Genomic DNA, 22023 nt, shown 5'->3' on the forward strand with positions numbered 1-22023 from the left:
CGGGCGTCGGGGCAAGGGGCGTCCGTTGAATCAGTTGGCAAACTACACACTGTTCGCCGCCGGTTGCACCTGGCATTTGCCCGACTTCCGCGCCCTTTTGCCTATTTGACAGCCGCTCATCGACCGAACCGTATCCGTAATGGACTCCGGAAGCGGACATCCGACGCCGCCGTCCCTCCCAAGAGGGGTTTGACGCGGCGGAACCCGTGCAACGGACGCGGCCGCTCCCCATCCCGATGACAATCACTGTTCGCGACACCAAGGACGCACAGAGCAATCGGGAGGGAACGTGTCACGCGTGAAGAACCACCGTCTGGCCGCCGTCGTCGCCGCCGCGGGTCTCGTGGGTGCGAGCGCCGTCGCGGTCGGGGGCCTGAGCACCGCGTCGGCCCAGGCGACGGCCGCGGCGGCGCCCGTCTCGCGGGCGCGGACCGTGGTCGGCCCGGCGAGCGAGCCGGGCGAACCGTCGGTGGCCCACTGCCCGGAGGGCATGCGCGTCCTCAACGGCGGCTACAACACGGCCGCCTTCAGCCAGTCCAACGGCGGTGAGCCCTACGACGGCGTCCAGGCCGACGCCCCGCTGTCGGACGGCAAGGGCTGGTTCGCGGGCCTGATGACCGGCCGGGTCCAGGCCCGCGCGGTGTGCGTGCCGCAGGACGAGGCACCGCGCGTCGTCGTGGGACCGACCAGCGGCGAGCACGCCGACTCGGACGCGCACTGCCCGGAGGGCACCGACGCGGTCGGCGGCGGCTACTACGCGCAGAGCTGGTACAAGAACGGCTGGGGCGAGTCCCAGGACGCGGTGACGGCCAGCGCGCCCCTCGCCGGCGGCAAGGGCTGGTACGCAAGGCAGTTCGCCGGCAAGGTCCAGGCACGCGCGCTGTGCATCTGAATTGTGCGGAAGAGGCCCGGCGGACGGCCGGGCCTCCTGGCGAACCATCACCGCGCTTCAGTGACTCGCCGCCGCGGCCGGCCAGGTGCTGTACGAGCCGCGGCAGTACAGCAGCGGCTCCCGGGAGTACGTGTCTCCCCCGTGGACGTCGGCGATCAGCAGCCAGTGGTCCCCGGCGTCGACGGTCTGCACGGTGCGGCACTCCGCGTAGGCGAGCGCGATGTCGGTGAGGATCGGCGCGCCCCCGGCATGCGCGGAGGGCTCCCAGACGAGGCCCGCGAACTTGTCCGGCCCCTTGTCGGCGAAGGTGCGGGAGGCCTGCTCACCGGATTCGGCGAGGAAGTTGACCACGAACGCGCCGGAGGCGGCCAGCGCCGGGAACGTCTGGGAACTCTTGCCGACCCCGACGAGCAGCCTCGGCGTCGCGGCCGAGACCGAGCAGACGGCGTTGCAGGTGAAGCCGCGCGGCCTGCCCTGCTCGTCCAGCGCCGTGACGATGGCGACGGCCGTCGGGAAGGAGCCGAAGATCTTGCGGAACCGCTCGCTGTCTAGGGACATGTGGATCTCACCATGCTTTCGGATTCAGAGCAGTTCGTGCTCGAGCTCGCGGATCACCTTGTGTGCGTTGTCGATCTCGGTGGGGTCGGGATGCACCAGGAACACGGCGCCGGGCGAGGAGTTGAGGTCCACGGTCGGCCGGGTGGCCGCGCCGTCGGCGATCCGGAACCGGACGCTCTCGAAGGCCGGGATCCGCTCCAGCGCGGACGTGATGGCCGCGAGCGGCAGCGGTACGGCACGACGCGCCATGAGGTTGACGCAGCGCGCCCGCTGGAGCACCGGGTAGCGGGCCGGGCGGGCGGCGAGCGCGACGCCGTCGCCCGCGTGGCAGTCGAGGGTGAGGCTCACCTGGTTGGCGCCGGTGCACAGGTCGAGCGCGGCCGGGTTGGCCAGCCCCGAGACGCGCGCCCCGGTCTCCAGGAGCAGCGGGCCCCGCGCGGTGAGGATCAGCTCGCTGTGCGCGGGCCCGTCGGTGATGCCGAGGGCGTCCAGGGAGCGTGCGATGTACGGCAGGACGACGTCGAGCACCGGGTCGTCCGGCGTCAGCAGGTCCTCCGCCTCGTAGATCCGGCGGCCGCCCTCCCGTACCTGCTTGCGGCTGATCCAGGCGTCGGTGAACCAGTGACTCCCGTCGCGGCTCACGGTGTTGACGATGTACTCGTCCCCGGCGAGGTACTCCTGGGCGAGCACCTCCTCGTTCACCCGGAGCATGATGTTGGTCTTGCCGAGGACGGCCCGGCAGGCGTCCAGGACCTCCTGCTCGCTGTCGCAGGTGTAGACGTCGTCGGAGCCCGCGCTGTCCAGCGGCTTGATCACGAGGCGCGCGATGTCCGGGTGGCGGCGCCACCAGGCGAGCAGTTCGGCGGGGTCGCCGGAGCGGCACTGCCGGGCCGTGGGCACGCCCGCCCGGGAAAGGGCCTCCATCATCAGGGACTTGTCGCGGCGGGCGGCGGACAGCGCGGGGTCGTTGCCGCGCAGCCCGAGCCGGTGGGCGAGTTCGTCCGCCGCCTCGACGCCGAACTCGCTGGCGGCGACGACGCCCACGGGGCGCTGCGCCCTCAGGCGGTCCAGCACCTCGGCCTCGTGGCCGGGGTAGGTGAGGTCCTCGGCGAGCAGTGCGCTCGGCAGGCTCGCGCCGAAGGTGCCGGACGCGAGGTCGCGGGAGCGCACATGCAGGACGCGATGGGTCCCGGCCGCCTCGCGGGCCAGCATCGCCCCCGTGGAGAACGCGTCCACCAGGACCAGGGCGGGCCGGTCCTGGGGTTGGTGCGGGACAGTCATGGGCGGGGAACCAATCTGGGCTCGGACGACGCGCTGTCGTAGCGCTGCGCCACGTGGTTGAGCATCCCGTACAGATCGTCGGAGGAGAGCCGGCCGGCGGTACGGGGGGTGGGGGTGCTCAGGGGCAGGTTTCCGGTGGACCCCCAGGCCAGCGCGCCGCGTTCGTCGATGACGCAGGTCGCCGCCGCCCTGTTGTCGGGGTGGAGGCAGTAGGGGATGTCGAGCAGGCCGAGCCGGAACGCCTCGGTCAGCGCGGTGCCGATGTCCGCGTCGAGGTTCAGCACCGCCTCCACGATGGCCCGGGCCTCGGCGAGCGTCTCCTCGTAGTACGCGTCCTCCTCGGCACCGCGGGCGGCCGCCGGTCCGCGCGCGGCGGCGGCGGCGAGCCGCAGCGCGGACAGGTTCTCCGAGACGCTCGGGATCTGCCACGCCTCGGAGACCGTCTTGACGATCAGCCGCTCGCAGCCCGCGTCCCGGGCGAGCCGCGCGCTGTCCTCGATGAGGGCCCCGGCGCCCGCCGGGGTGCGCGGGAACAGGCCCATGTACGTGTACAGGACCACGTGCCAGGTGGTGTCCCCCAGCAGTTCGGACGCGAGGGTGCGCAGCGCCCGCAGGGCCCCGCGGTCCTGTGCGGCCAGGGTGCCCTGGGCGTAGCTGAAGGACATGTGGCGCAGCCCGTGGGCGTGGAAGAAGCAGCCCTCCAGCACCGCCGTCGCCACCAGCAGCGAGGGCGGGCAGAGCTGGCCGAGCAGGCAGCCGCCGAAGCTCTCGATGTGCCCGTGCCCGGTCTCCCCGGCCAGCATCAGGCAGCTCTCCGACCAGGCGCGCACCGCGTCCGCGAGGGGGAGCCTGCTGTAGGGCAGGCAGTACGAGACGGGGCCGCCCTCGGTGGCGTCCAGGCCGACCTCGACCAGCCGGCGGAACACGGCCAGCGGTCGTGCCGTGCCGTGCCGGACCTGTACGGGGAACTCCGGTCCGTACAGGTCCGTCAGCATGTCCCGGGTGGCGGCCGCGGGGTGGGAGACGAGCGGGTAGCCGTTCAGCTCCTCGTCCGCGGCCAGCCGCTCCAGCGGGGTGGTGTGGTCGCCGACCCGGGTGTAGCTGTCGATGGTGATCGTGCCCACCACGGGGAAGTCGAGGGCGGCCACCTCGCGCAGCCCGGCCGCCATCGCGCCGATCCTGCCGAAGCCCATGCGGGGCTGCACGACCAGGGTGCGGTCGGCCCGGCGGCCGGCCACGAACCGGTCGAGGTAGCCGGTCACCGCCCTGAGATCAGTTCGGTGGCGGGGGCTCCGCTGGCCGGGTCGATGGTGGCCACGTGGTACTTGTGCGGGTCGCCGGCCCGGACGCGGGAGATGATCGTCCCCGGGGTGCCGAAGTCGACCAGGCTGCTGGTGTAGAGGGTGCGCAGGTGGGTGAGGCCGAGGCCGGAGACCTCCTGGAGCCAGGCGGCGGTCTCGTCGTCGGTCCCGGCGTCCGCCGCGCCGAGCACGGCGTGGATGCGGTCCGCCGCGGCCGCCCTGTCGGGGTGGCAGCGTTCGAGGAAGGCGGCCAGCCGTGCGCCGCGGTCGGTGAAGGGCGAGAACACCATGGCCACGAGCGCCTCCTCGGACAGTCCGAACGCCTCCCGCGCGAACTCGGCGGAGAGCTGCCGCCGGTGGATCCGCTTCTCCGGGGTGTCGTAGCGGCTGAGCGCGAGGTCGACGAGGTTCTGCGGCATCTCCTTCTTGTGCATCAGCTCCTCGGCCAGCTCCAGGTACTCGGCCAGGCCCTCGTCGTACGTCCGGCCCTGGACGAACTCGGCCCGCAGCGCGCGCAGATGGGCCATCAGGCCGGGGTTGGCGCAGTCGGACTCGCTGAAGCTGAAGGCGAGTTCGTCGAACTGGAACCCGAGGAAGTCCACGATGAGGTCCCAGTGGTCGTGCACCCGGTAACTCACCAGGTCGTAGACCGAGATGAACTGCGGCTGCATCGAGCGGTCGCCGGTGGACACCTCGCGCTCGGCGAGTTCGCTCTCGCTGTCGTCGCCGAACAGCTCGCGGAAGTAGGTGTCGCCGATGCCGCGCAGGGCCAGCAGGATGCCCCGGAAGCCCATCGTGCGGCACTCCTGCACATCCACGCCGGATGCCTTGGCGAGCCGCATGATCCAGGCGGAGTACAGGAGTTGCTCGCGCCGGGAGTCGCCGGTCATCACCACGTCGACACCGCCGTCGAACCAGGCGGCGCGGCCGTAGAAGTCGGCGACGGCCAGGTTGCAGCTGTTGCAGAAGGTCGGCCGGCCGTCGCCCGCGGCGCGGTGGCCGTTCATCAGGACGTCGACGCGGTTCATGTCGATCAGGCGCTCGGGCAGCGGCAGGTCGACGTGGAAGGGGCGGACCAGCGTGTGGTCGATGGTCAGCAGTTCCGCCCGGTCGTCGTCGAGCAGGCCGAGCGCCCGGTAGACGCGGTCGATGTTCTCCATGACGGCCCGGGGCACGCCCGCGTGCCGCATGTTGGCGACGCGCAGCGTGAAGGTGCGGCCGAAGTTCAGCGCGAGGTGCAGCTGCACCGCGCGCACGAACGCGACGACGTACGTGCTGTCCTTGCCGCCGCCGTAGGCCACCATGACCTTGTAGTCGGGCAGCGCGTCGATGCCGCCCGCGGCCTCCACGAGCCGTTCTCCGGTCGCCTTGACGCCGTCGAGCTCCACATCGCTGAGGAAGCCGGTCAGCTGGGCGTGCAGCGTCGGGTACCGCTCGTTCGCGGGCTCCCCCGTGTGCTGGTTCATATGCGCGTGGCCTCGAATTCGAAGGTGTCGATGATGCGGTGGATGTCGGCCTCCACCCGGGACTCGTCGTCGCCCAGGAGGATGAAGCGGCCGCTGTGCAGGGCGTCGTAGGAGCCGCCGGGCTGGAGCACCTCGCCGACCGGGGGCAGCAGCTCCCGCCAGATCGAGGGCACGCTCGCGCGCAGCGAGACGGCCTTGGTGACCCGCGCGGGCAGGTCGGCCGGCTTGGGCACGCACAGCCAGCCGCCGGACGGATCGCCGGACTTGGTGGTGATCCGCGCGGTGGACTCGCCGCCCACGGCACGCAGCCAGACCTCGAAGAGGTTGACCCCGAAGAGCTTGTTCAGCAGGTGCGGCACCTCGCTGCCGCCCACCCGGCCGCCGATCTCCAGGAACACGAGCTCGTCGTCGGGCGTGACGAAGACCTCCAGGTGGAAGGGGGTGGTGCGGATGCCGAGGGCGGCGACGCACTCCCGGCTGAACGCCTCGATACGGTCCCGCAGTTCGCTGTTCTGGACCACCACGGAGCCGAGCGGGGCGCCGAGGCCGAAGGCCAGGCAGTCGTTCACATAGCGGGAGACGACCTGGAAGGGGACCTCCGCGTGGTCGTCCGCGTAGCCGTCGATGTGGAAGATGCGGCCGGTGACGAACTCCTCGATCTCGTACCGGGACAGGTCGAGGGTGGGCAGCAGCTCGGTGAGCCGGCCCTCGTCCTCGACGCGGTGCACGCCGATGCTGGCGGCGCCGTCGACCGGCTTGAGGATCACCGGGTAGCCGGCGCTCCGCGCGAACTCCACGGCCGCTTCCGGGGTTTCGCAGCTGCCGAAGCGCGGGACCCGGACGCCCTTGAGGGCGAGGATCTCCTTCATCCGCACCTTGTCGCGGTAGACCGCGACCTCGTCCGGGGTCGGGCCGGGGATGCCGAGGTCCCGGCGGACCCGGGCGGCGATCTCCAGGGTGAACTCGGACAGCGCGACGAGCTGGTCCACCGGGCCGACCCGGCGGGTGATCTCGGCGACCGCGTCCCGCAGCGCCTCGAAGTCGTTGACGTCGTCGACCTGGACCTGCGCGGCGATCTTCGCGGGGTCGGCGAGCACGCCCTCGGCGCCGAGCGGGTCCACCACATAGCTGACCCGGTGGGCGTCGTGGTCGATGAACTCCTCGTAGCGCGTCAGCTCGTTGTCCCAGCGCACGCCGTCGGAGAAACGCGGCCAGCGGTTGACGATGACGATGTGCATTTCAGACTGCTCCTGCGATCATGAGTTCCTGGTTGTCCCACGGCGGTACGGGGGCGGAGGGCGGCTGCCAGGCGGCGAAGCCGTGCTGCCTGCCGCGGTGGAGGAAGTCCCGGAAGCGGGGGACGGCTTCCTCGCCGGTGAACACGTCGGCCCAGCCCTGGGCGATCAGATCGCGGCGCACCCGGTCGTTGTCCGACTCCGAGGTGGTCAGCTTTCCGCCCACGACACAGGGCAGTTCGACGCCCCGGCGCCGGAGTTCGGTCATCAGGAGCCGGGCGCCGTGATGGCCGTGCCCGTTGATGCTGGAGACCACGAGCAGATCGGGGCGGTGCTCCTCGATGCCGCGCAGCACCTCCGGCACCGGGGTGCAGCTGCCGAGGTTGCGCACCAGGCCGCCGTGCTCCTCCAGGAGCTTCTGGAGATAGACCAGGTTCCAGATGTGGGAATCGGATTCGACGGTGCTCACGAGGCACCGGAAGGACGTACTCAAGACTGCACTCCTACGGGAAGTCGTTCACGATCCGTGAGCGTCCGGCGGAAGCTGCGCATGGTCAGGGGCAGGAGGACGGCGCCGAAGACGCTGAGCACCACGGCGAGCACGCCCACCAGGCGCTGCGGCCCGTACGTGGCCCCGACGCTGCCGACCAGCAGTCCTGCGATGGGGTACGACAGGAGGTTGAGCAGGTAGAAGGGCCCCATCACCTTCCCGAGGTGCTCCCTGGGGATCACCTTCACCCGCGAGGTGCGGTTGAAGACGTTGTAGTACGCGGTCCCGGTGAGCACCGCGATGAACAGCACGGCGTAGACCGGGAAGGAGCCGGCGATGCCGATCAGCAGCAGCGCGGCGCACAGCACCGCGAAGCCGAGCACACCGAGCAGCGGGACCTCGAACCGCTTGAGGACCAGCGGGATCACCAGCAGGTTGACCAGTCCGACGACGCCGACGCAGGTGTTGAGCAGCGCGAACGACCAGTCGGGCGCGGCGAAGACGCCGGTCACCAGTGCCGCGTTGGCGCTGAGCACCGAGGCCACCACGAGGTTGATGCCGAAGTTGAGGATGCCGAGCAGCAGGACGGGGCGGTTGCCGGCCATCAGCTTCCAGCCCAGGCCCAGTTCGCGCATGGTCTCCCGCGTGGTCGTCGGTTCGCCCGGCCGCTCGCCGCGCGGCAGCGGCAGCCAGCAGGCGGCGGCGAGGGCGAACACGGAGGCGGCGACGGCCAGCAGCCACACCTTGCCGATCAGCGCGGCGGCGAGCGTGGCGAGCGCCGGCCCGAGGGCCATCGCGAGCAGCTCCATGTTCTGCACCAGTGCCTGGGTGCGCGCCATGGCCTCGCCCGCCGCCAGCTGGGGCACCATCTTCTCGACGGACATCCGGGTCGGCGCGACCAGGATCGACAGGACCGCACCGCTGGTCATCAGGGCGGGCGTGGTCCAGCCGGGCCGGGTCAGCAGGACCGCCACGACCACGGCGAGCACCACCGCGCGGGAGCCGGTCACGACGGAGAACAGCCGGGCGCCGCCGTCCCGGTCGGCGATGAGGCCGGCGAAGGGATAGGCGATCAGACCGGGCAGCCACTCCAGCGCGAACGCGTAACCCAGCGTGGAGACTTGTTTGGTGTCCTGGAAGAGCAGCAGCGGTACCGCGAACATCACGACCTGCTCGGCCATCAGACCGAGCAGCACGCCCGCGCCGAACAGGCCGCGGCCGTAGCGGGGTTGAGGGGTCACGAACCCGCCGCCGCGTTCCGCTCGTGCTCGCGGATCAGCGGGGCGACATGCGTGTAGAAGATCCGCATCTCGTCGCGCGTCGGCCAGCCGGAGAAGATGAACTCGCTGACGCCCGCGGCCTTGTAGGCGTAGAGGTACTCGGCGACCTCCGCGTAGCTGCCGACGACGCACAGCGCCGGGCCGCCCCGGTAGGCGACGGCGCCGGACCACAGCATCGGCGACAGCCAGTCGTCGGAGGCGGTGTCGGCGAGCCGGAAGGAGGTCTTGACGGCCTCGGAGTCGGACTTGCCGACGAAGTCGCTGACCCAGGCGCGGTGTTGCTCGTCGGGGTCGCGCATCATGTCCTCGACGGCGGCGAGCGCCTCGGCGCGGGTCTCCCGGGCGAGGACGTGCATCCGGATGCCGACCTCGCAGCCCTGGGACAGCAGCGGCTCGGTGACGGCCGCGATGCCCTCGGGGGTGTCGCCGTAACGCAGCCAGCAGTCGGCGTACTTGATCGCGGTCTTCTGGGCGACGGCGGAGGCACCGCTGATGTAGATGTGCGGACGGCCGCCGCCCTTGTAGCCGAGGCCGAGCTGCGCGTCCTCGATGGTGTAGTGCTCGCCCTTGTGGGTCAGCGGCGTCTCGCCGCGCCAGAAGCGGTGGCAGACATCGAGGAACTCCTCGGACCTGGCGTACCGCTGGTCATGCGCGAGAAAGTCACCGTAAAAAGCCTGCTCGGCCGGGGATATTCCGGCGACGAGATTCAGCGCGATGCGCCCGTCGGACATCCAGGAGACGGTGTTCACGATCTGGGTGAACAGTGTGGGAGAAAGCAGTCCGGGGCGGTAGGCGAGGATGAACTTGACCCGTTCGGTTTCCCGGACGAGAGCACCGATCATCGGAAGGGGATCGGGCATGTGGTAACTGATTCCCATGAGGAGGGAATCAACCCCGAGTTCATCCGCCTCACGGGCGAAATCAACTATCCCGTCAAAATCGAGCTCACCTGCCTGGTACTTGTCGGTGGCCTTCTGCTGGCCACTGTCCAGAGGCGAACACCAGTGCAACTTCAGATCGTCCATAGCTACCCACCCGAAAAGACTTGGTCTTTACAGCCGACGGCCGAACAAGGAGATAAATGGCGGATCAGAAGAACTCTGCCGACGCCATGCGACTTGTGTCCGACCTTGACACGTCTCCTGACGTTACGTCAAGATCACGACGCTGCTCGCAGTAGAGAGTAAACCTCCGACTTTGACTTCGCGGACGAGGGACGGCCTTGAAGGGCTGTGCTTCATCTCACACGCAAAGGTTGCGACCGGCTTGCGTTCGCTTACGAAATAGGTCAGAGCAAAGGCAAATGATTTCTCAACGTTGGTTCAGCCTGAGGTGAGCGGAATGTTTCGCCCCGGATCGGCCGGCCGACGCGACCGACGGACATGAAAGGTTACGAGGTTGTCCCAGGAGACGGGTAGGGTCCAACTGCCCACCCCACGCGCCCACCTGACGTCGGACCGGACCCGCGCCACGCTGGCGGTGCAGAGCAAGTTCCTTGCCGGGGCCAGGGAGTTCCTGGTCGGCGAGGGCTTCCAGGAGCTGCTGCCGCCCACGATCGGACCGGTCACCGACCCCGGCGCCCGCGGTGCCAAGCAGGTCGACATCGACTACTACGGGCACCGCTACAAGCTGATGACCAGCGGAATCCTGTACAAGCAGGCCTCCCTGCTCAGCTTCGACAAGATCTTCCACGTGGCCCCGAACGTGCGACTCGAACCGCTGGAGACCGCGGTCACCCACCGCCACCTGGTGGAGTTCCACCAGCTCGACGTGGAGATCGGCGAGGGCTCCCGCGAGGACGCCCTGGACATCGCCGAGCGGCTCACGAAGCACGTGGTGGAGTACGTCCTCGTGCACGCCCAGCCCGAACTGGCGGTGCTCGGCCGCGACTTGGAGGCATTCAAGCAGATACTCGCCGGCCCCTACGGCCGCCGGAGCCACGCCGACGTCGTCGCGGACCTCCAGGCCCGCGGGCACGCGCAGGAGGCCGGTGCGGAGGTGGACTGGGAGGGCGAGGAGATCATCTCCCGGGCCGCCGCCCACCCCTTCTTCATCACCGACTACCCCAAGGGCTCGCGCGGCTTCTACGACAAGGAGAGCACGACGGAGCCGGGGGTGCTGCGCAACTTCGACCTCATCTTCCCGGGCGGTTTCGGCGAGATGATGAGCGGAAGCGAACGCGAATCCGACTATCGCAATCTCGTCATGCGCATCCGGGAAACCGGCGAGAACCCCGCCAAGTATGACTGGTACTTGACGCTGGCCCGCGAGGGACTCCCGTCCAGCGCCGGCTTCGGGCTCGGCGTGGAGCGCTTCACCCGGTTCCTGTGCGGCCTCGACGCGGCCTGGCAGGCGTCGGGCTACCCGAAGCTCCCGGGGGACCCGCGGCCATGACCGATCTCCACGCCCCGGGCTTCCCCCGGCAGCAGGTGGCGGAACGCGCCCGGCACGGCACCGCGTCGGCGTTCCCCGAAGCCGCCGGCTACGGGACGACCATGTTCGGGCAGGGGCCCCCGGAGCCGGACGTGCCCCTGGACGCGATCGACCGGACCCGGCTGGTGCCCCCGGTCTTCGTGCCCCGGCGCCTTGAGCGGCTGATCGACCTGGGCCGCGAGCCGGTGGTGTCGGACGCCGAACTCGCCACCACCATCGGGGGGTTCAGCGCTCCGCTGCCGGTCTACGTCTCCGCGTTCGGCTCGACCCGGGTCGCCAGCGGCGACCTCGGCCAGGCCGTAGCACGCCAGGCGGGCCGGCTGGGCATCCCCATGGTCATTGGCGAGAACATCGTCCCTGTCGCCGGATACGGCCGCATGACGGAGACGGCTCCCAGCTCGCTGCTGCAAAGGATCACGGAGTACGCCGCCGCCGTCCCCGACGGACAGGGCGGTGTGGTCGTCCAGCAGAGCACCGAGGACGCCGACGCCGAGGTCTGGAACCTCGTCTACAGCGATCCCGCGGTGCAGCCGCTGCTCGAATCGGGCCGTCTGGCCTTCGAGTTGAAGGTGGGCCAGGGCGCCAAGCCCGGTCTGGGCGGCATGACGCTCGTACCTCGGGAGAAGGCCACGGCGCTCTCCGCGCAGTACGACCTCATGGACGTCTTCGGCGCCCACAGCGACGCGGTGCTGCGGTGCAGCAGTCCGGGCACCTTCACCGACGAGATCCTGCGGCACCAGATCCGGCTCATGCGGAACAACTATCCGCGCTGCCGGGTGTGGGTGAAGCTGCCGCCGGCCCGCGATGTGGGCGAGGCGGCGGCCGTCGCCTGGGCGGCCGGGGCGGACGCGGTCGGCGTGGACGGCGCCGAGGGCGGCACCGGCTGGGCGCCGCGGGCGTTCCTCGGCCATGTCGGGCTGCCGCTCGCGGAGTGCCTCGGCCGGATCGACCCCCAGGACCACTGCCTGCTGGTCACCGGGCGGATCTGGGAGGGGGCGCGCGCCACCAAGTGCCTCGCGCTCGGCGCCCGCGCCGTGGGTCTGGGCCGGGCCGCGCTCGCGGCGGTGGACGAGGATCCCCAGAGCGGTCTGGTGAACCTGGTGGAGTGCCTGGCGCTGGAGATGCGGATGCTGCTCAGTTCGCTCGGCAAGTACGAGATATCCGAGCTGGGCCGGGAGGATCTCTGGTCCGAGGAGCGGCCGGGGCCCCGCTGACCGGGGCGCGGAATGCGCGGGCGCCGTCCGCGACGGGTGATCGTCTCCCCGGACCGGGCGGCGCCGCACGCGTGAACGAGCGGCTGGGCCCCGACGCCACCGGCGTCACCGACTGGGCTACGGCCCTGCTGCCGGACGAGCCGACACGGTGATCGTCCGGCTCGTTGCGCGGGACGGCACGGCCGAGGAGCGTGCAGCGTCCCGCGCCGTGCCGTCCCGTGTGCCGGTGGTCAGGCGGAGGGGGCCACCGCCGTGCCGTCGGACAGTTCCGCGACCAGGCGGGTGACGAGCGGCACCTCGATGCCGTGCCGCTCGGCCGCCCGCAGTACGGCGCCGCCGATCGCGTCCAGCTCCAGCGCCCGGCCGGCCTCCGCGTCCTGCAGCATGGAGGACTTGCTCGGCGCCGGGAAGGCGTCGTAGCGCGCGAGCACCTGGGCGGCGTCGCCCGGTCCCCCGCAGGCCCGGCTCACCGCGGTGGTCTCCTCGACCAGCGCCGCCAGCTCCTCGGGGTGCTCGTCCCGGACACCGCCGATCGGCAGTCCGTAACGTGTCGTGAGCAGGGCGAAGGGCGCGAGGAAGGCCAGCTTGGCCCAGAGGGCGGCGTTCTCGTCGGCGACCGTGCGGGTCTTCACCCCGGCGCCGTTCAGCACGGCGGCCAGCGGCGCGAGCCGGGCCTCGTCCGCGCCGGCCACGTCGATCTCGGTGAAGGGGCTGCCGTGCTCGACGACGCCCGGGGCGGGGCGGGCGGACGCGACCCGGATGACGGCCGGTACGACCTGTCCGTCGCCGTAGCGGGCGCGCAGCGCGGCGACGTGCTCGACGCCGTTGAGCAGCGGCAGCACGAACCCCCGGGCGAACCGGGGCGGCACCCGGTCGAGCGCCGCGTCGAGCGCGGTGTGCTTGACCGTGACCAGGCACAGGTCGACGGGCTCGCGCAGTTCGGTGTCGGCCTCCACCCGGGCGGTGAAGCCACCGTGCTGCCCGCTGGACACCCGGATGCCGTCCCGGGCCAACGTACGCGCGGTGTCCTCGCCCGCCAGGCAGATCACGCGGTGTCCGGCACGGGAGAGCAGGGCCGCGAGGAGGCCGCCGATGCCTCCGGGGCCCAGTACGGCGATGGTCCAGGGCGTTGCGGGCGCGGTGTCCGGCGCGGTGTCCATAGAAGGGGTGCCCTCTCCTTGGGTCGCGCGAGCGACCGGGGGATCGTCAGGATGTCCGGCAAGATCATCAGTTTGGGCCGGGGGCTCCGTCAACCCCAGGGACCGCCGGGGACGCCGTGGAGAAGCCCCGGCACGGTCCACGGACCGTCATCGGGCTCCCACTGTGCGTCGAAAAGGAGGGTCGCCGGAAACCGCCTCGCGACCGGCTTCCCCTCCCCCGAATCGGGCCGTTTCGGGCCGTTTCGGGGCCCCGGCTTGTGACGCCACCCATAGGAGCCACATCACGTCCTAGGCCAGGCCGTAGGAACCGGGGGCCCTGAGCTGCGCGGATATCTCCATACCAGGGCATAACGGTCATCGCTCCGAAGTCGGGTAGTACGTCACATCCTTGCCAAGCACTTCGGGCCCGGCTAACCATTGCTGTCGTTGCCGGGAAGCAACGGGCCGGACCGAGCGGATCTCCGCCGGGATCAAACGCCCGGTCCCACCCGCAGCGCGGGGCTCACCGCCCCACCGCCACCGCGAGACTCGCGGCAGGCACGACCTTGTCCCCCAGAGGAAGAGTTCACGCATGACCATGGCCACCACCCGCACCCGCATCGCCCGCCTCGCCGTCACCGGTCTCGCCACCACCGGAGCCGCTGCCGCGGCCCTGACCCTGGTGCCGACCGGCGCGCAGGCCGCCGAGATGCCGCAGGTGCACGCCTCTGTGGTCAAGGCATCCCACACCACCGCCGCCAAGGCGGGCTCCGGCAACAACCTGGACGGCTGGATCAAGCAGTCGCTGGCCATCATGAAGGCCAAGGGCATCCCCGGTAGCTACGACGGTCTCAAGCGCAACATCATGCGCGAGTCCGGCGGTAACCCCAACGCGCAGAACAACTGGGACATCAACGCCAAGAACGGCGTTCCGTCCAAGGGTCTGCTCCAGGTGATCTCCCCCACCTTCAACGCGTACCACGTCTCCGGTACCGCGAAGAACATCACCGACCCGGTGGCGAACATCACCGCCGCGGCCAACTACGCCGCCCACCGCTACGGTTCGATCGACAACGTCAACTCGGCGTACTGATCGCGGCAGTCGACGCGGTCCCCGCTCCGAAGGCCGGTGCCGGCAGCTCCCACGCTGCCGGCACCGGCCTTTTCCATGTCCGCCTTCCAGGCCCGCGCGGGACCGGGGTGTTGGGTCAGCCGCCGTCCGGGGTGCCGAGTCCGGTGAGCGCGCCGACCGGATCGAGGTCGGGGGTGCCCCGGGGCCACCAGTCCTCCTCGCCGGGCTCGGACTCGTAGACGTACCACAGCCCGTCGCGGCCCAGGCGGAGCTGGACATGGCCGAGCGGATGGGTGAGCCGGTTGCGCCAGGGCCGGAACGCGGGCAGGTCGGCGGCGAGCAGCAGCGGTCTGGCCCGGTCGAAGCGGCCGGCCGGCGGGTCCCACGGCTCCTCCAGGACGGCCAGCCCCTCCACCCCGCCCTGCCGCCAGGCGGCGACGGCCCGGGCGAGGTCGGCCGGGGTGCGGTCGGTGGCCCGGGCGAGCGTCGCGTAGAGCGCGCGGGTCGTCACGGTCAGGCCGGAGCCGGGGCGGGCCGCGGCGAGCCGTACCGCGTCCTGCCACAGGGACAGCTCGCCGACCGGGTCGCGTCCGGTGCCGAGCAGCGCGTGCGCGCGGGCGGCGGCGTCGGTCGCCAGCTGGTCCAGCGCGAACGGGTCCGGGCCGCCGGGGGCCGCGGGATACGCCGGGGGCTGCTCGGGGTGCGCGGGGACCGGCGCGGGCGGGGGCAGCGGGGGGCGCTCGCGCGGGGCGAGGGCCTCGGTGGCGCGGATCCCGGGCAGGGCGGAGGGCTGCCGTTCCTGTCCGTCGCGGGCCGCACGGGCGGCGCTGCGCCGGGAGAGCGCGTCGAGCAGCTCCCGCTCGCCCCGGCCGCGCAGGAGCAGCAGCACGAAGGGGTCGGCGTCGAGCAGCCGCGCCGTCTGGTAGCAGAGGGCGGCCGCGTGCTTGCAGGGGTGGCCCGAGTCGGGGCAGCTGCACCGGGGGGCGAGGTCGCCGGGGCCGGGCAGCAGCGGGACCCCGCAGTCGGCGAGGGACTGGGGCAGCTCCTTGTCGAGCAGCGCGGCGATATGGCCGGGCCGGTCGACGGCCGCGTCCAGGAAGCGCTCCCACTCGGCGTCCGCCAGCGGCCGCACCCGCACCTGGACGCGGTACGGGCGGGGGCGGCTCCCCCGCACATAGGCGAGGACGGATCCCGGGGTGACGGTGATCGCGTCCACATGCCCCTGGTCCGCGTACCCCCGGCCGCGCGCCACCCGCTTGGCGTCCAGCGCGCCCCGCTCCAGCGCCGTCACCCACGCGTTCCCCCACCAGGTCCCGGCGAACGGCCCGTCCCCGGCGCGCTCCCCACGGGGCGCGAACGGCGGGAACGTGCGCCGGTGCTCACCGTCCCGGTGCGGTGTGGCCATGGTCGGCGGCGCGTGCGGGACGGTGGGCTCGTGCGCGGGCTCGTGCTCGTGCTCGTGCTCGGGGAGAGGGGAGGGCGCGGGCTCGTCCTCCACCTCGGCATCGGTCTCCGGCGGCATCCGGAAGGCGTTCTTGAGGAAGTGCCGCATCTCACCGGCCGCCTTGAGCCGCGCGGCACGGGAGGGGTCGTGCTCGGCGGGACGCGTGGAGGAGGGTCCGCCCTTGCCACGGCCCTCGGTGGTACGGGCCTCGGCGCCGGCCCCCACCGAACGTCCAGCCTTACGCCGCCCACCACGCTCGGCCTCCGCCGCCTCCGCCTCCACCCGCAACGCCTCCCGCCGCGCGGCCCGCAGGGCCTCCCGTGCGATGTCGCCGGGGCGGGGGCGGGGGGTGATGTCGGCGGCGAGACTCGGGCCGGGGCCGGAACTCGCACTGGAGTCGGGACCCGGGCCGGAGTCGGGGCTGGGGTCCGGGCCGGGGCTGGGATCGAGGCCACGGCTCGGGTCCAGGCCGGGGCTCGGATCCAGGCCGGGGCTCGGATCCAGGCCGGGGCTCGGATCCAGGCCGGGGCAAGAGTCGGAAACGCGGCCGGGAGTGAGGTCACGGTCGGAGTCGGTCTCACGATCGGGGCTCAGGTCCGGATCGGGGCGAGAGTCGGAGACGCGGCCGTGAGTGGAGCCACGGTCGGGGTGGGTCTCACGGTCAGGGTGTGCATCACGGTCGGGGGTGAGGTCGCGACCGGGATCGGTGTCATGGCCGGGAGCGGCGCCCTGGGTGAGACCGGTGTCACGACCGAGACCGGTCTCACGGCCGAAGCCGTTGCCGCGGCCCTGACCGGAATGGCGGCCCTGGTCGGAGTGACGGCCGAGGCTGGAATCACGGCGCAGGTCGAAGTGACGGTCGAGACGGGGGTCACGGCCCTGCCCGGTAGCACGGCCCTCGTCGGAGTGACGGCCGAGGCTGGAATCACGGCGCAGGTCGAAGTGACGGTCGAGACGGGGGTCACGGCCCTGCCCGGTAGCACGGCCCTGACCGCTGGCACCGCTCTGGCCAGAGGCACGGCCCTCGTCGGAGTGACGACCCTGGTCGGAGTGATGACCGACACTGCAATCACGGCGCAGGCTGAGGTCACGAGCGGGCGCGGAGTCACGCCCGAGGCCGGTCTTCTCCCCTCCCTCCCTTTCCGCCCTCTCCCCCTCGAACCCCGCGTCCGCCCTCTCGAACCCCGCGTCCGTTCCCTCACCCCTCGCGCCCGCCCCCTGAGCCCTCGCATCCGGCCGCCGAGTCCCCGCGCCCGCCCCCTGGGCCCTCACATCCGACCCCTGGGCCCTCGCGTCCGCCTCCTGAGCCCCCACATCCGCCCCCCGGGTCCCCGCGTCCGCCCCCCGGGCCCCCTCCGTCCCGGCCGAGCCCTCCGACGCCGTCCGTGTCTCCACCCGCTCAGCCCCCGGCAGGGCCCGGCGGCGTGCCGCCCGCAGGGCCTCGCGGGCCAGGTCGGCCGGGCGGGCGGGGTCGGTGGGGGTCATGGGGTGCTCCGCAGGGAGACGAGGTCGGAGAGTTCGCGGTCGGTCAGTTCGGTGAGGGCGGCCTCACCGGAACCGAGGATGGCGTCGGCCAGAGCCCGCTTCGCGGCGAGCATCTCGGCGATCCGGTCCTCGACCGTGCCCTCGGTGACCAGGCGGTGGACCTGGACGGGCTGGGTCTGGCCGATGCGGTAGGCGCGGTCGGTGGCCTGTTCCTCGACGGCCGGGTTCCACCAGCGGTCGAAGTGCACGACATGCCCGGCACGGGTGAGGTTGAGGCCGGTGCCCGCGGCCTTCAGGGAGAGGACGAGCACCGGCGTGGCGCCGTCCTGGAACCGGTCGACCATGCGCTCGCGCTCCGGCACCGGGGTGCCGCCGTGCAGCAGGTCCACGGGGACCGCGCGGGCGGACAGATGGGCGGTGATGAGCCGCGCCATGCCGACGTACTGGGTGAAGACGAGCGCCGAGCCGTCCTCGGCGAGGACCGTGTCCAACAGCTCGTCCAGCAGGGCGAGTTTGCCCGAGCGGTGGACCAGCCGGTCGGTGGCCCCGGCCTCCTTGAGGTAGAGCGCGGGGTGGTCGCAGATCTGCTTCAGCGCGCCGAGCAGCTTCAGGACGAGGCCCCGGCGGGCGATGCCCTCGGCGGTCTCGATGGCCAGCATCGACTCACGCACCACCGCCTCGTACAGCGCGGCCTGTTCGCGGGTGAGCGGCACCGGGTGGTCGGTCTCGGTCTTCGGCGGCAGCTCCGGGACGATGCCCGGGTCGGACTTCTTGCGCCGCAGCAGGAAGGGCCGGACGAGGCGGCCGAGCCGGTCCACGGCCTCCTGGTCCTCGCCGTTCTCCACCGCGCGGGCGTGCCGGGCGCGGAAGGACTTCAGCGGGCCGAGCAGTCCGGGGGTGGTCCAGTCGAGCAGGGCCCACAGCTCGGAGAGGTTGTTCTCCACCGGGGTGCCGGTGAGCGCCACCCGCGCGGGGGCCTCGATGGTGCGCAGCGCCTTGGCGGTGGCCGAGTAGGGGTTCTTCACATGCTGGGCCTCGTCCGCGACGACCATCCCCCAGGTGTGCCCGGCGAGTTGGGCCGCGGCGGAGCGCATCGTGCCGTACGTGGTGAGGACGAAGCCGCCGTCGGGCTCGGCCAGGGTGCGTTCCGTGCCGTGGAAGCGGCGGACGGGGACGCCGGGGGCGAACCGGTTGATCTCCCGCTGCCAGTTGCCCAGCAGGGAGGCGGGGCAGACGACGAGGGTGGGTGCGCTGCGGGCCCGCTTCAGGTGCAGGGCGATGAGGGTGACGGTCTTGCCGAGGCCCATGTCGTCGGCCAGGCAGCCGCCGAGGCCGAGGGAGGTCATCAGGTCGAGCCAGGCGAGGCCGCGCAGCTGGTAGTCGCGCAGGGTGGCGGCGAGGCCGGGGGGCGCCTCGGCGGGGCGCAGGCCCGCGGTGAGGCGGTCGCGGAGGGCGGCGAGGGCGCCGACGGGCACGGCCCGGACGGTCTCGCCGTCGACCTCGGCGGTGCCGGTGAGCGCCACGGACAGCGCGTCGAGGGGGTCGAGCAGGCCCAGTTCCCGGCGGCGGGCCTTGCGGACGAGGGCGGGGTCGACGAGCACCCAGCGGTCCCGCAGTCGTACGACGGGACGGTGGGCCTCGGCGAGGGCGTCCATCTCGGCCTCGTCCAGCGGGTCCCCGCCGAGCGCGAGCTGCCAGCGGAAGCTCAGCAGGTCCGCGCTCTCGAAGAAGCCGGTGCCGTCGGTCGCGGAGCCGGGCGCGGGCCGCACCTCGGCGGTGGCGGTGAGGTCGCGGGCGAGGTCCCGGGGCCAGTGCACGGCGACCCCGGCGGCGGCCAGCCTGCTCGCCGCGAGGCCGAGCAGGTCGCCCACTTCCTCCTCGGACAGGGCGAGGACGTCGGGCACGTCCTGTTCGGCGAGCCGGTCCAGGGGCGGCCAGACGCGTCCGGCGCGGCGCACGGCGAGGGCCGCGTCGACCCGGGCGCGGGGCCCGAAGGCGGTGTCGGCCTCGCCCGCCCACAGGGCGGCCGCGTCGGCCACGAGGGTGGGGTCGGCGAGGCTGTGGACCTGCACGATCGCGGCCCCGGCGGCACGGGCGCCCGCGCTCGCGCCGGTGTCGAAGGCGTCGTACGCGGACAGGTCCAGGCGCAGCGAGATCCGTACGCCCGCGTCCATGCCGGCGGCGACCTCGGCCGCCCACGCGTGCGCGCCCGGCAGGGACTGGGGCTCGCGTGCGGCGAAGGGGCGGCCGCAGGCGTGGGCGGCGGCGGGGGTGCGGGGCAGGGTGTCGGCGATCGCGTCCAGGAAGGAGCGGACCAGCGCCTCCGGCTCGGGCAGCCGCAGCGGCCCGGGGTCCGGCAGCGGCACGGCGTGTCCCTCCGGGGGCAGGGCGGCGGCGATCGCGCGCAGGTGGGCGATGTCGCCGGGCTCCAGCGGACCGGCCCGCCAGGCGTCCTGGCCGCCCGAGGTGAGGCCGGGCAGCAGCCGCCCCCAGGCGACGAGCCGCAGCGCGTGCAGCGCGGCGGCGCCCCAGCAGGCGGTGGCGGGGTGCGCGGCGGGGTCCCGGCGGGCGCGGACCAGCAGGGGCAGGGCCGCGGCGAGCGGCAGGCTGAGCGCGGGCACCCGTCGGCGGCGCACGGTGGCGCCGTGCGGTCGTACGACCGTCAGCTCCTCGGGGTCGCCGGCCGCGGCGGGCAGGGGCTCGCCGTCGGGGTCCCAGAAGGCGATACGGCCCTCGCGCGGCAGCGGCGCGGGCAGGTAGAGCGCGGCCAGGCGCACCGGCACCGGGTCCCCTGCGGACGCCGTCCGGGAACCCGCCGTCCGCTCGGCCGTCGTCACCACACCGCTCATACGTTCTGCCACCTCCCGCCCGCACCTCGGATCAGACGTCTCCGACTCTACGGGCGGGGTCTGACAACCGGCCCCGGAGCAGGGGCTACGGCACGGTCCGCGACACCACGTACACCATCGGGAAGCTCGGGTCGGCCATGTTCACGACCACGTCCTGGGTGGGTGCCGGGTTCTTCTGGGTGTGGGTGAGGCCGTACCAGGGGCCGGAGCCGCCGAAGGTCCAGCCGCTGACCTTGCGGTCGCGGGAGCCGACGGCGATGTCGCCCTTCTTCAGCTCGTCACGGCGCGAGCCCATGGACTGGAGGAAGGTGTCCAGGCCGGCCGGGTTGGTGCGGAACTGCACGTACAGGCGGCTGGTCTTCCAGTTGTTGGTCTCGTACGAGGCGATGCGGTCGGCGGGGCGCGGGACGTTCACCTGGTAGAGGCGGCGCTGCACCTTGGACGGCCAGCCCGCGGTGAGGCCGGTCGCGGAGTACTTGGCCTCCTTGTCCTTGCCGCTGTTGCGGCTCTGGTTCGCCGAGATCACCAGATAACCGGCCGGCACACCGATGAGCAGCACGATGATCAGCAGGGTGAGCGCCCGGCGCCTGGCCTTGTGGCGGGGGTCCTCGGGAGGCCGCCCCGGTCGCGGCGCGGCGGCCTGGCGGGGCACGGAGGTGGAGGCGGTCATGCGGTGTCCCGTTCGCGGCGGGCCTGGGCGTACCGCTCGTAGCGCTCGTACCGCTCGACCCGGCGGCGCTTGGCCCGCCGGAACCGGCGGGCCACCAGGCGGGCCAGGTCGGCCGCGCCCACCATGCCGGCCTCGGGGCCGAGCTGGGCGCGGGTGATACGGGCCTCGGGGCGGTAGCCGCGGCCGGTGAGATGGCGCTTGAAGGCGTCTCTGGCGGGGCCGATGAGCAGATCGTCGGCGGCCGAGACGCCGCCGCCGATGACGAAGCAGGAGGGGTCGAGGGCGGCGGCCAGGTTGGCGATGCCGACGCCGAGCCACTGGCCGATGTCCTGGAGCAGCTCCACACACATCGCGTCGCCCTCGCGGGCCAGCTCGGTGATCATCGGACCGGTGATGTCGCCGATGTTGCCCTTGACGTGCTCGATGATCCCGTAGGCGACCGGCGAGTCGGCCTGGGCCAGCTCGCGCGCCTCGCGGACCAGGGCGTTCCCGGAGCTGTACTGCTCCCAGCAGCCGCGGTTGCCGCACGGGCAGCGGTGGCCGCCGGGCACGACCTGCATATGGCCGAACTCGCCCGCGACACCGAACTTGCCCCGCTTGACCTGGCCGTCCTCCAGGATCGCGCCGCCGATACCGGTACCCAGGGTGATCATCACCAGGTGGTCCTCGCCGCGCCCGGCGCCGAAGCGCCACTCGGCCCAGGCGGCCGTGTTGGCGTCGTTGTCCACCAGCACCGGCACGGAGAGGCGGCCGCTGAGCCGGTCGCGCAGCGGTTCGTTGCGCCAGGACAGGTGGGGGGCGAACAGGACGCGGTTGCGGTCCGCGTCGACCCAGCCGGCGGCGCCGATGCCGACCGCGTGCACGTCGTGCCGGTCGGAGAGGTCCAGGACCAGCTCGACGATGGTGTCCTCGACGACCTTGGGGCTCTTCGACTTGTCCGGGGTCTCCGTGCGGAGCTTCTCCAGGATGTTGCCGTCGGCGTCCACGACGCCCGCCATCACCTTGGTGCCGCCGATGTCGATGCCGACGGTGGGGACACGGGGGGCCGTCAGGTGGGACCGGCGCTCCCGGGTGCCGACCGTCCGCAGGACGGGGGCGCGGCGGGAGCCGATGGGGGCCGTGAGGTCGCGATAGGTGCTCATCGTTGGTCGATTGTGCCTCAACGACGGTAAGCGTGTCGTACAGGGCGAGGGCGAGGGGCGGGCGATCCCGGT

The 22023-nt window shown here is 72.4% G+C and carries 17 protein-coding genes; 4 read left to right on the forward strand and 13 right to left on the reverse strand.

Annotated elements, in window-relative coordinates:
- The first annotated feature begins 298 nt into the window (after positions 1-298).
- A complete protein-coding gene (locus QHG49_RS07335; protein WP_145486385.1) occupies positions 299-892 on the forward strand; it encodes a hypothetical protein in 594 nt (197 codons plus the stop codon).
- A 57-nt stretch (positions 893-949) separates the two neighbouring features.
- On the opposite strand, the gene QHG49_RS07340 is transcribed toward QHG49_RS07335, so the two are convergent.
- From QHG49_RS07340 to QHG49_RS07375, 8 genes are read right to left on the reverse strand one after another with little or no spacing between them, the layout of a single operon-like run.
- Positions 950-1450, reverse strand: a complete 501-nt coding sequence (locus QHG49_RS07340; protein ID WP_145486386.1) for a flavin reductase family protein — start codon at positions 1448-1450, stop codon at positions 950-952.
- Between the two features lie 24 nt (positions 1451-1474).
- Complete coding sequence (locus QHG49_RS07345) at positions 1475-2731, reverse strand: ATP-grasp domain-containing protein (protein WP_145486387.1); 1257 nt, start codon at positions 2729-2731, stop codon at positions 1475-1477.
- A complete protein-coding gene (locus tag QHG49_RS07350) occupies positions 2728-3993 on the reverse strand; it encodes a methylaspartate mutase (RefSeq protein ID WP_301487975.1) in 1266 nt (421 codons plus the stop codon). The genes QHG49_RS07345 and QHG49_RS07350 overlap by 4 nt, the downstream gene beginning before the upstream one ends.
- Positions 3990-5498, reverse strand: a complete 1509-nt coding sequence (locus QHG49_RS07355; protein WP_159706230.1) for a hypothetical protein — start codon at positions 5496-5498, stop codon at positions 3990-3992. The genes QHG49_RS07350 and QHG49_RS07355 overlap by 4 nt, the downstream gene beginning before the upstream one ends.
- On the reverse strand, positions 5495-6736 hold the full coding sequence (locus QHG49_RS07360; protein WP_145486390.1) for an acetyl-CoA carboxylase biotin carboxylase subunit family protein: 1242 nt from the start codon (positions 6734-6736) through the stop codon (positions 5495-5497). Before QHG49_RS07360 ends, QHG49_RS07355 begins: the two co-directional genes overlap by 4 nt.
- A gap of 1 nt (position 6737) precedes the next feature.
- Entirely contained in the window at positions 6738-7202 is a 465-nt protein-coding gene (locus tag QHG49_RS07365) for a cobalamin-dependent protein (RefSeq protein WP_236576521.1), read from the reverse strand.
- A gap of 20 nt (positions 7203-7222) precedes the next feature.
- Complete coding sequence (locus QHG49_RS07370; protein ID WP_301487978.1) at positions 7223-8464, reverse strand: MFS transporter; 1242 nt, start codon at positions 8462-8464, stop codon at positions 7223-7225.
- Positions 8461-9528, reverse strand: coding sequence for an LLM class flavin-dependent oxidoreductase (locus QHG49_RS07375; protein WP_145486393.1), 1068 nt, complete (start codon positions 9526-9528; stop codon positions 8461-8463). The genes QHG49_RS07370 and QHG49_RS07375 overlap by 4 nt, the downstream gene beginning before the upstream one ends.
- Before the next feature lie 373 nt (positions 9529-9901).
- On the opposite strand from QHG49_RS07375, the gene QHG49_RS07380 reads away from it, so the two are divergent.
- Positions 9902-10897, forward strand: a complete 996-nt coding sequence (locus QHG49_RS07380; protein WP_145486394.1) for an asparagine synthetase A — start codon at positions 9902-9904, stop codon at positions 10895-10897.
- Positions 10894-12150, forward strand: coding sequence for a glutamate synthase-related protein (locus QHG49_RS07385; protein WP_301487981.1), 1257 nt, complete (start codon positions 10894-10896; stop codon positions 12148-12150). The genes QHG49_RS07380 and QHG49_RS07385 overlap by 4 nt, the downstream gene beginning before the upstream one ends.
- A 230-nt stretch (positions 12151-12380) precedes the next feature.
- On the opposite strand, the gene QHG49_RS07390 is transcribed toward QHG49_RS07385, so the two are convergent.
- Positions 12381-13310 (reverse strand): ketopantoate reductase family protein, encoded by a 930-nt coding sequence (locus tag QHG49_RS07390; protein ID WP_301487984.1) that lies wholly within the window; start codon positions 13308-13310, stop codon positions 12381-12383.
- 571 nt (positions 13311-13881) lie between these two features.
- On the opposite strand from QHG49_RS07390, the gene QHG49_RS07395 reads away from it, so the two are divergent.
- Positions 13882-14382, forward strand: coding sequence for a transglycosylase SLT domain-containing protein (locus QHG49_RS07395; RefSeq protein WP_370530439.1), 501 nt, complete (start codon positions 13882-13884; stop codon positions 14380-14382).
- 115 nt (positions 14383-14497) lie between these two features.
- Here the strand turns inward: QHG49_RS07395 and QHG49_RS07400 are convergent, their stop codons facing one another.
- The 4 genes from QHG49_RS07400 to QHG49_RS07415 all read right to left on the reverse strand — a co-directional run bounded on the left by QHG49_RS07400 (position 14498) and on the right by QHG49_RS07415 (position 21951).
- On the reverse strand, positions 14498-16291 hold the full coding sequence (locus QHG49_RS07400; protein ID WP_370530563.1) for an SWIM zinc finger family protein: 1794 nt from the start codon (positions 16289-16291) through the stop codon (positions 14498-14500).
- A gap of 995 nt (positions 16292-17286) precedes the next feature.
- Positions 17287-20139, reverse strand: coding sequence for a DEAD/DEAH box helicase (locus tag QHG49_RS07405; protein ID WP_301492732.1), 2853 nt, complete (start codon positions 20137-20139; stop codon positions 17287-17289).
- 85 nt (positions 20140-20224) lie between these two features.
- Positions 20225-20809 carry a sugar kinase gene (locus QHG49_RS07410; protein ID WP_145486398.1) on the reverse strand — a complete coding sequence of 195 codons (585 nt, stop codon included), beginning with the start codon at positions 20807-20809 and terminating at the stop codon, positions 20225-20227.
- A complete protein-coding gene (locus tag QHG49_RS07415; protein WP_085567314.1) occupies positions 20806-21951 on the reverse strand; it encodes an ROK family glucokinase in 1146 nt (381 codons plus the stop codon). The genes QHG49_RS07410 and QHG49_RS07415 overlap by 4 nt, the downstream gene beginning before the upstream one ends.
- Positions 21952-22023: the final 72 nt, after the last annotated feature.

Source organism: Streptomyces sp. WP-1 (assembly GCF_030450125.1).
In the GTDB taxonomy this organism is placed as follows: Bacteria; Actinomycetota; Actinomycetes; order Streptomycetales; family Streptomycetaceae; genus Streptomyces; species Streptomyces incarnatus.

Coding starts and splice junctions, on each gene's coding strand:
- QHG49_RS07385 (WP_301487981.1), top strand. CDS start 10,894: ATGACCGATCTCCACGCCCCGGGCTTCCCCCGGCAGCAGGTGGCGGAA.
- QHG49_RS07410 (WP_145486398.1), bottom strand. CDS start 20,809: ATGACCGCCTCCACCTCCGTGCCCCGCCAGGCCGCCGCGCCGCGACCG.
- QHG49_RS07360 (WP_145486390.1), bottom strand. CDS start 6,736: ATGCACATCGTCATCGTCAACCGCTGGCCGCGTTTCTCCGACGGCGTG.
- QHG49_RS07390 (WP_301487984.1), bottom strand. CDS start 13,310: ATGGACACCGCGCCGGACACCGCGCCCGCAACGCCCTGGACCATCGCC.
- QHG49_RS07375 (WP_145486393.1), bottom strand. CDS start 9,528: ATGGACGATCTGAAGTTGCACTGGTGTTCGCCTCTGGACAGTGGCCAG.
- QHG49_RS07395 (WP_370530439.1), top strand. CDS start 13,882: ATGACCATGGCCACCACCCGCACCCGCATCGCCCGCCTCGCCGTCACC.
- QHG49_RS07345 (WP_145486387.1), bottom strand. CDS start 2,731: ATGACTGTCCCGCACCAACCCCAGGACCGGCCCGCCCTGGTCCTGGTG.
- QHG49_RS07405 (WP_301492732.1), bottom strand. CDS start 20,139: ATGAGCGGTGTGGTGACGACGGCCGAGCGGACGGCGGGTTCCCGGACG.
- QHG49_RS07415 (WP_085567314.1), bottom strand. CDS start 21,951: ATGAGCACCTATCGCGACCTCACGGCCCCCATCGGCTCCCGCCGCGCC.
- QHG49_RS07340 (WP_145486386.1), bottom strand. CDS start 1,450: ATGTCCCTAGACAGCGAGCGGTTCCGCAAGATCTTCGGCTCCTTCCCG.
- QHG49_RS07355 (WP_159706230.1), bottom strand. CDS start 5,498: ATGAACCAGCACACGGGGGAGCCCGCGAACGAGCGGTACCCGACGCTG.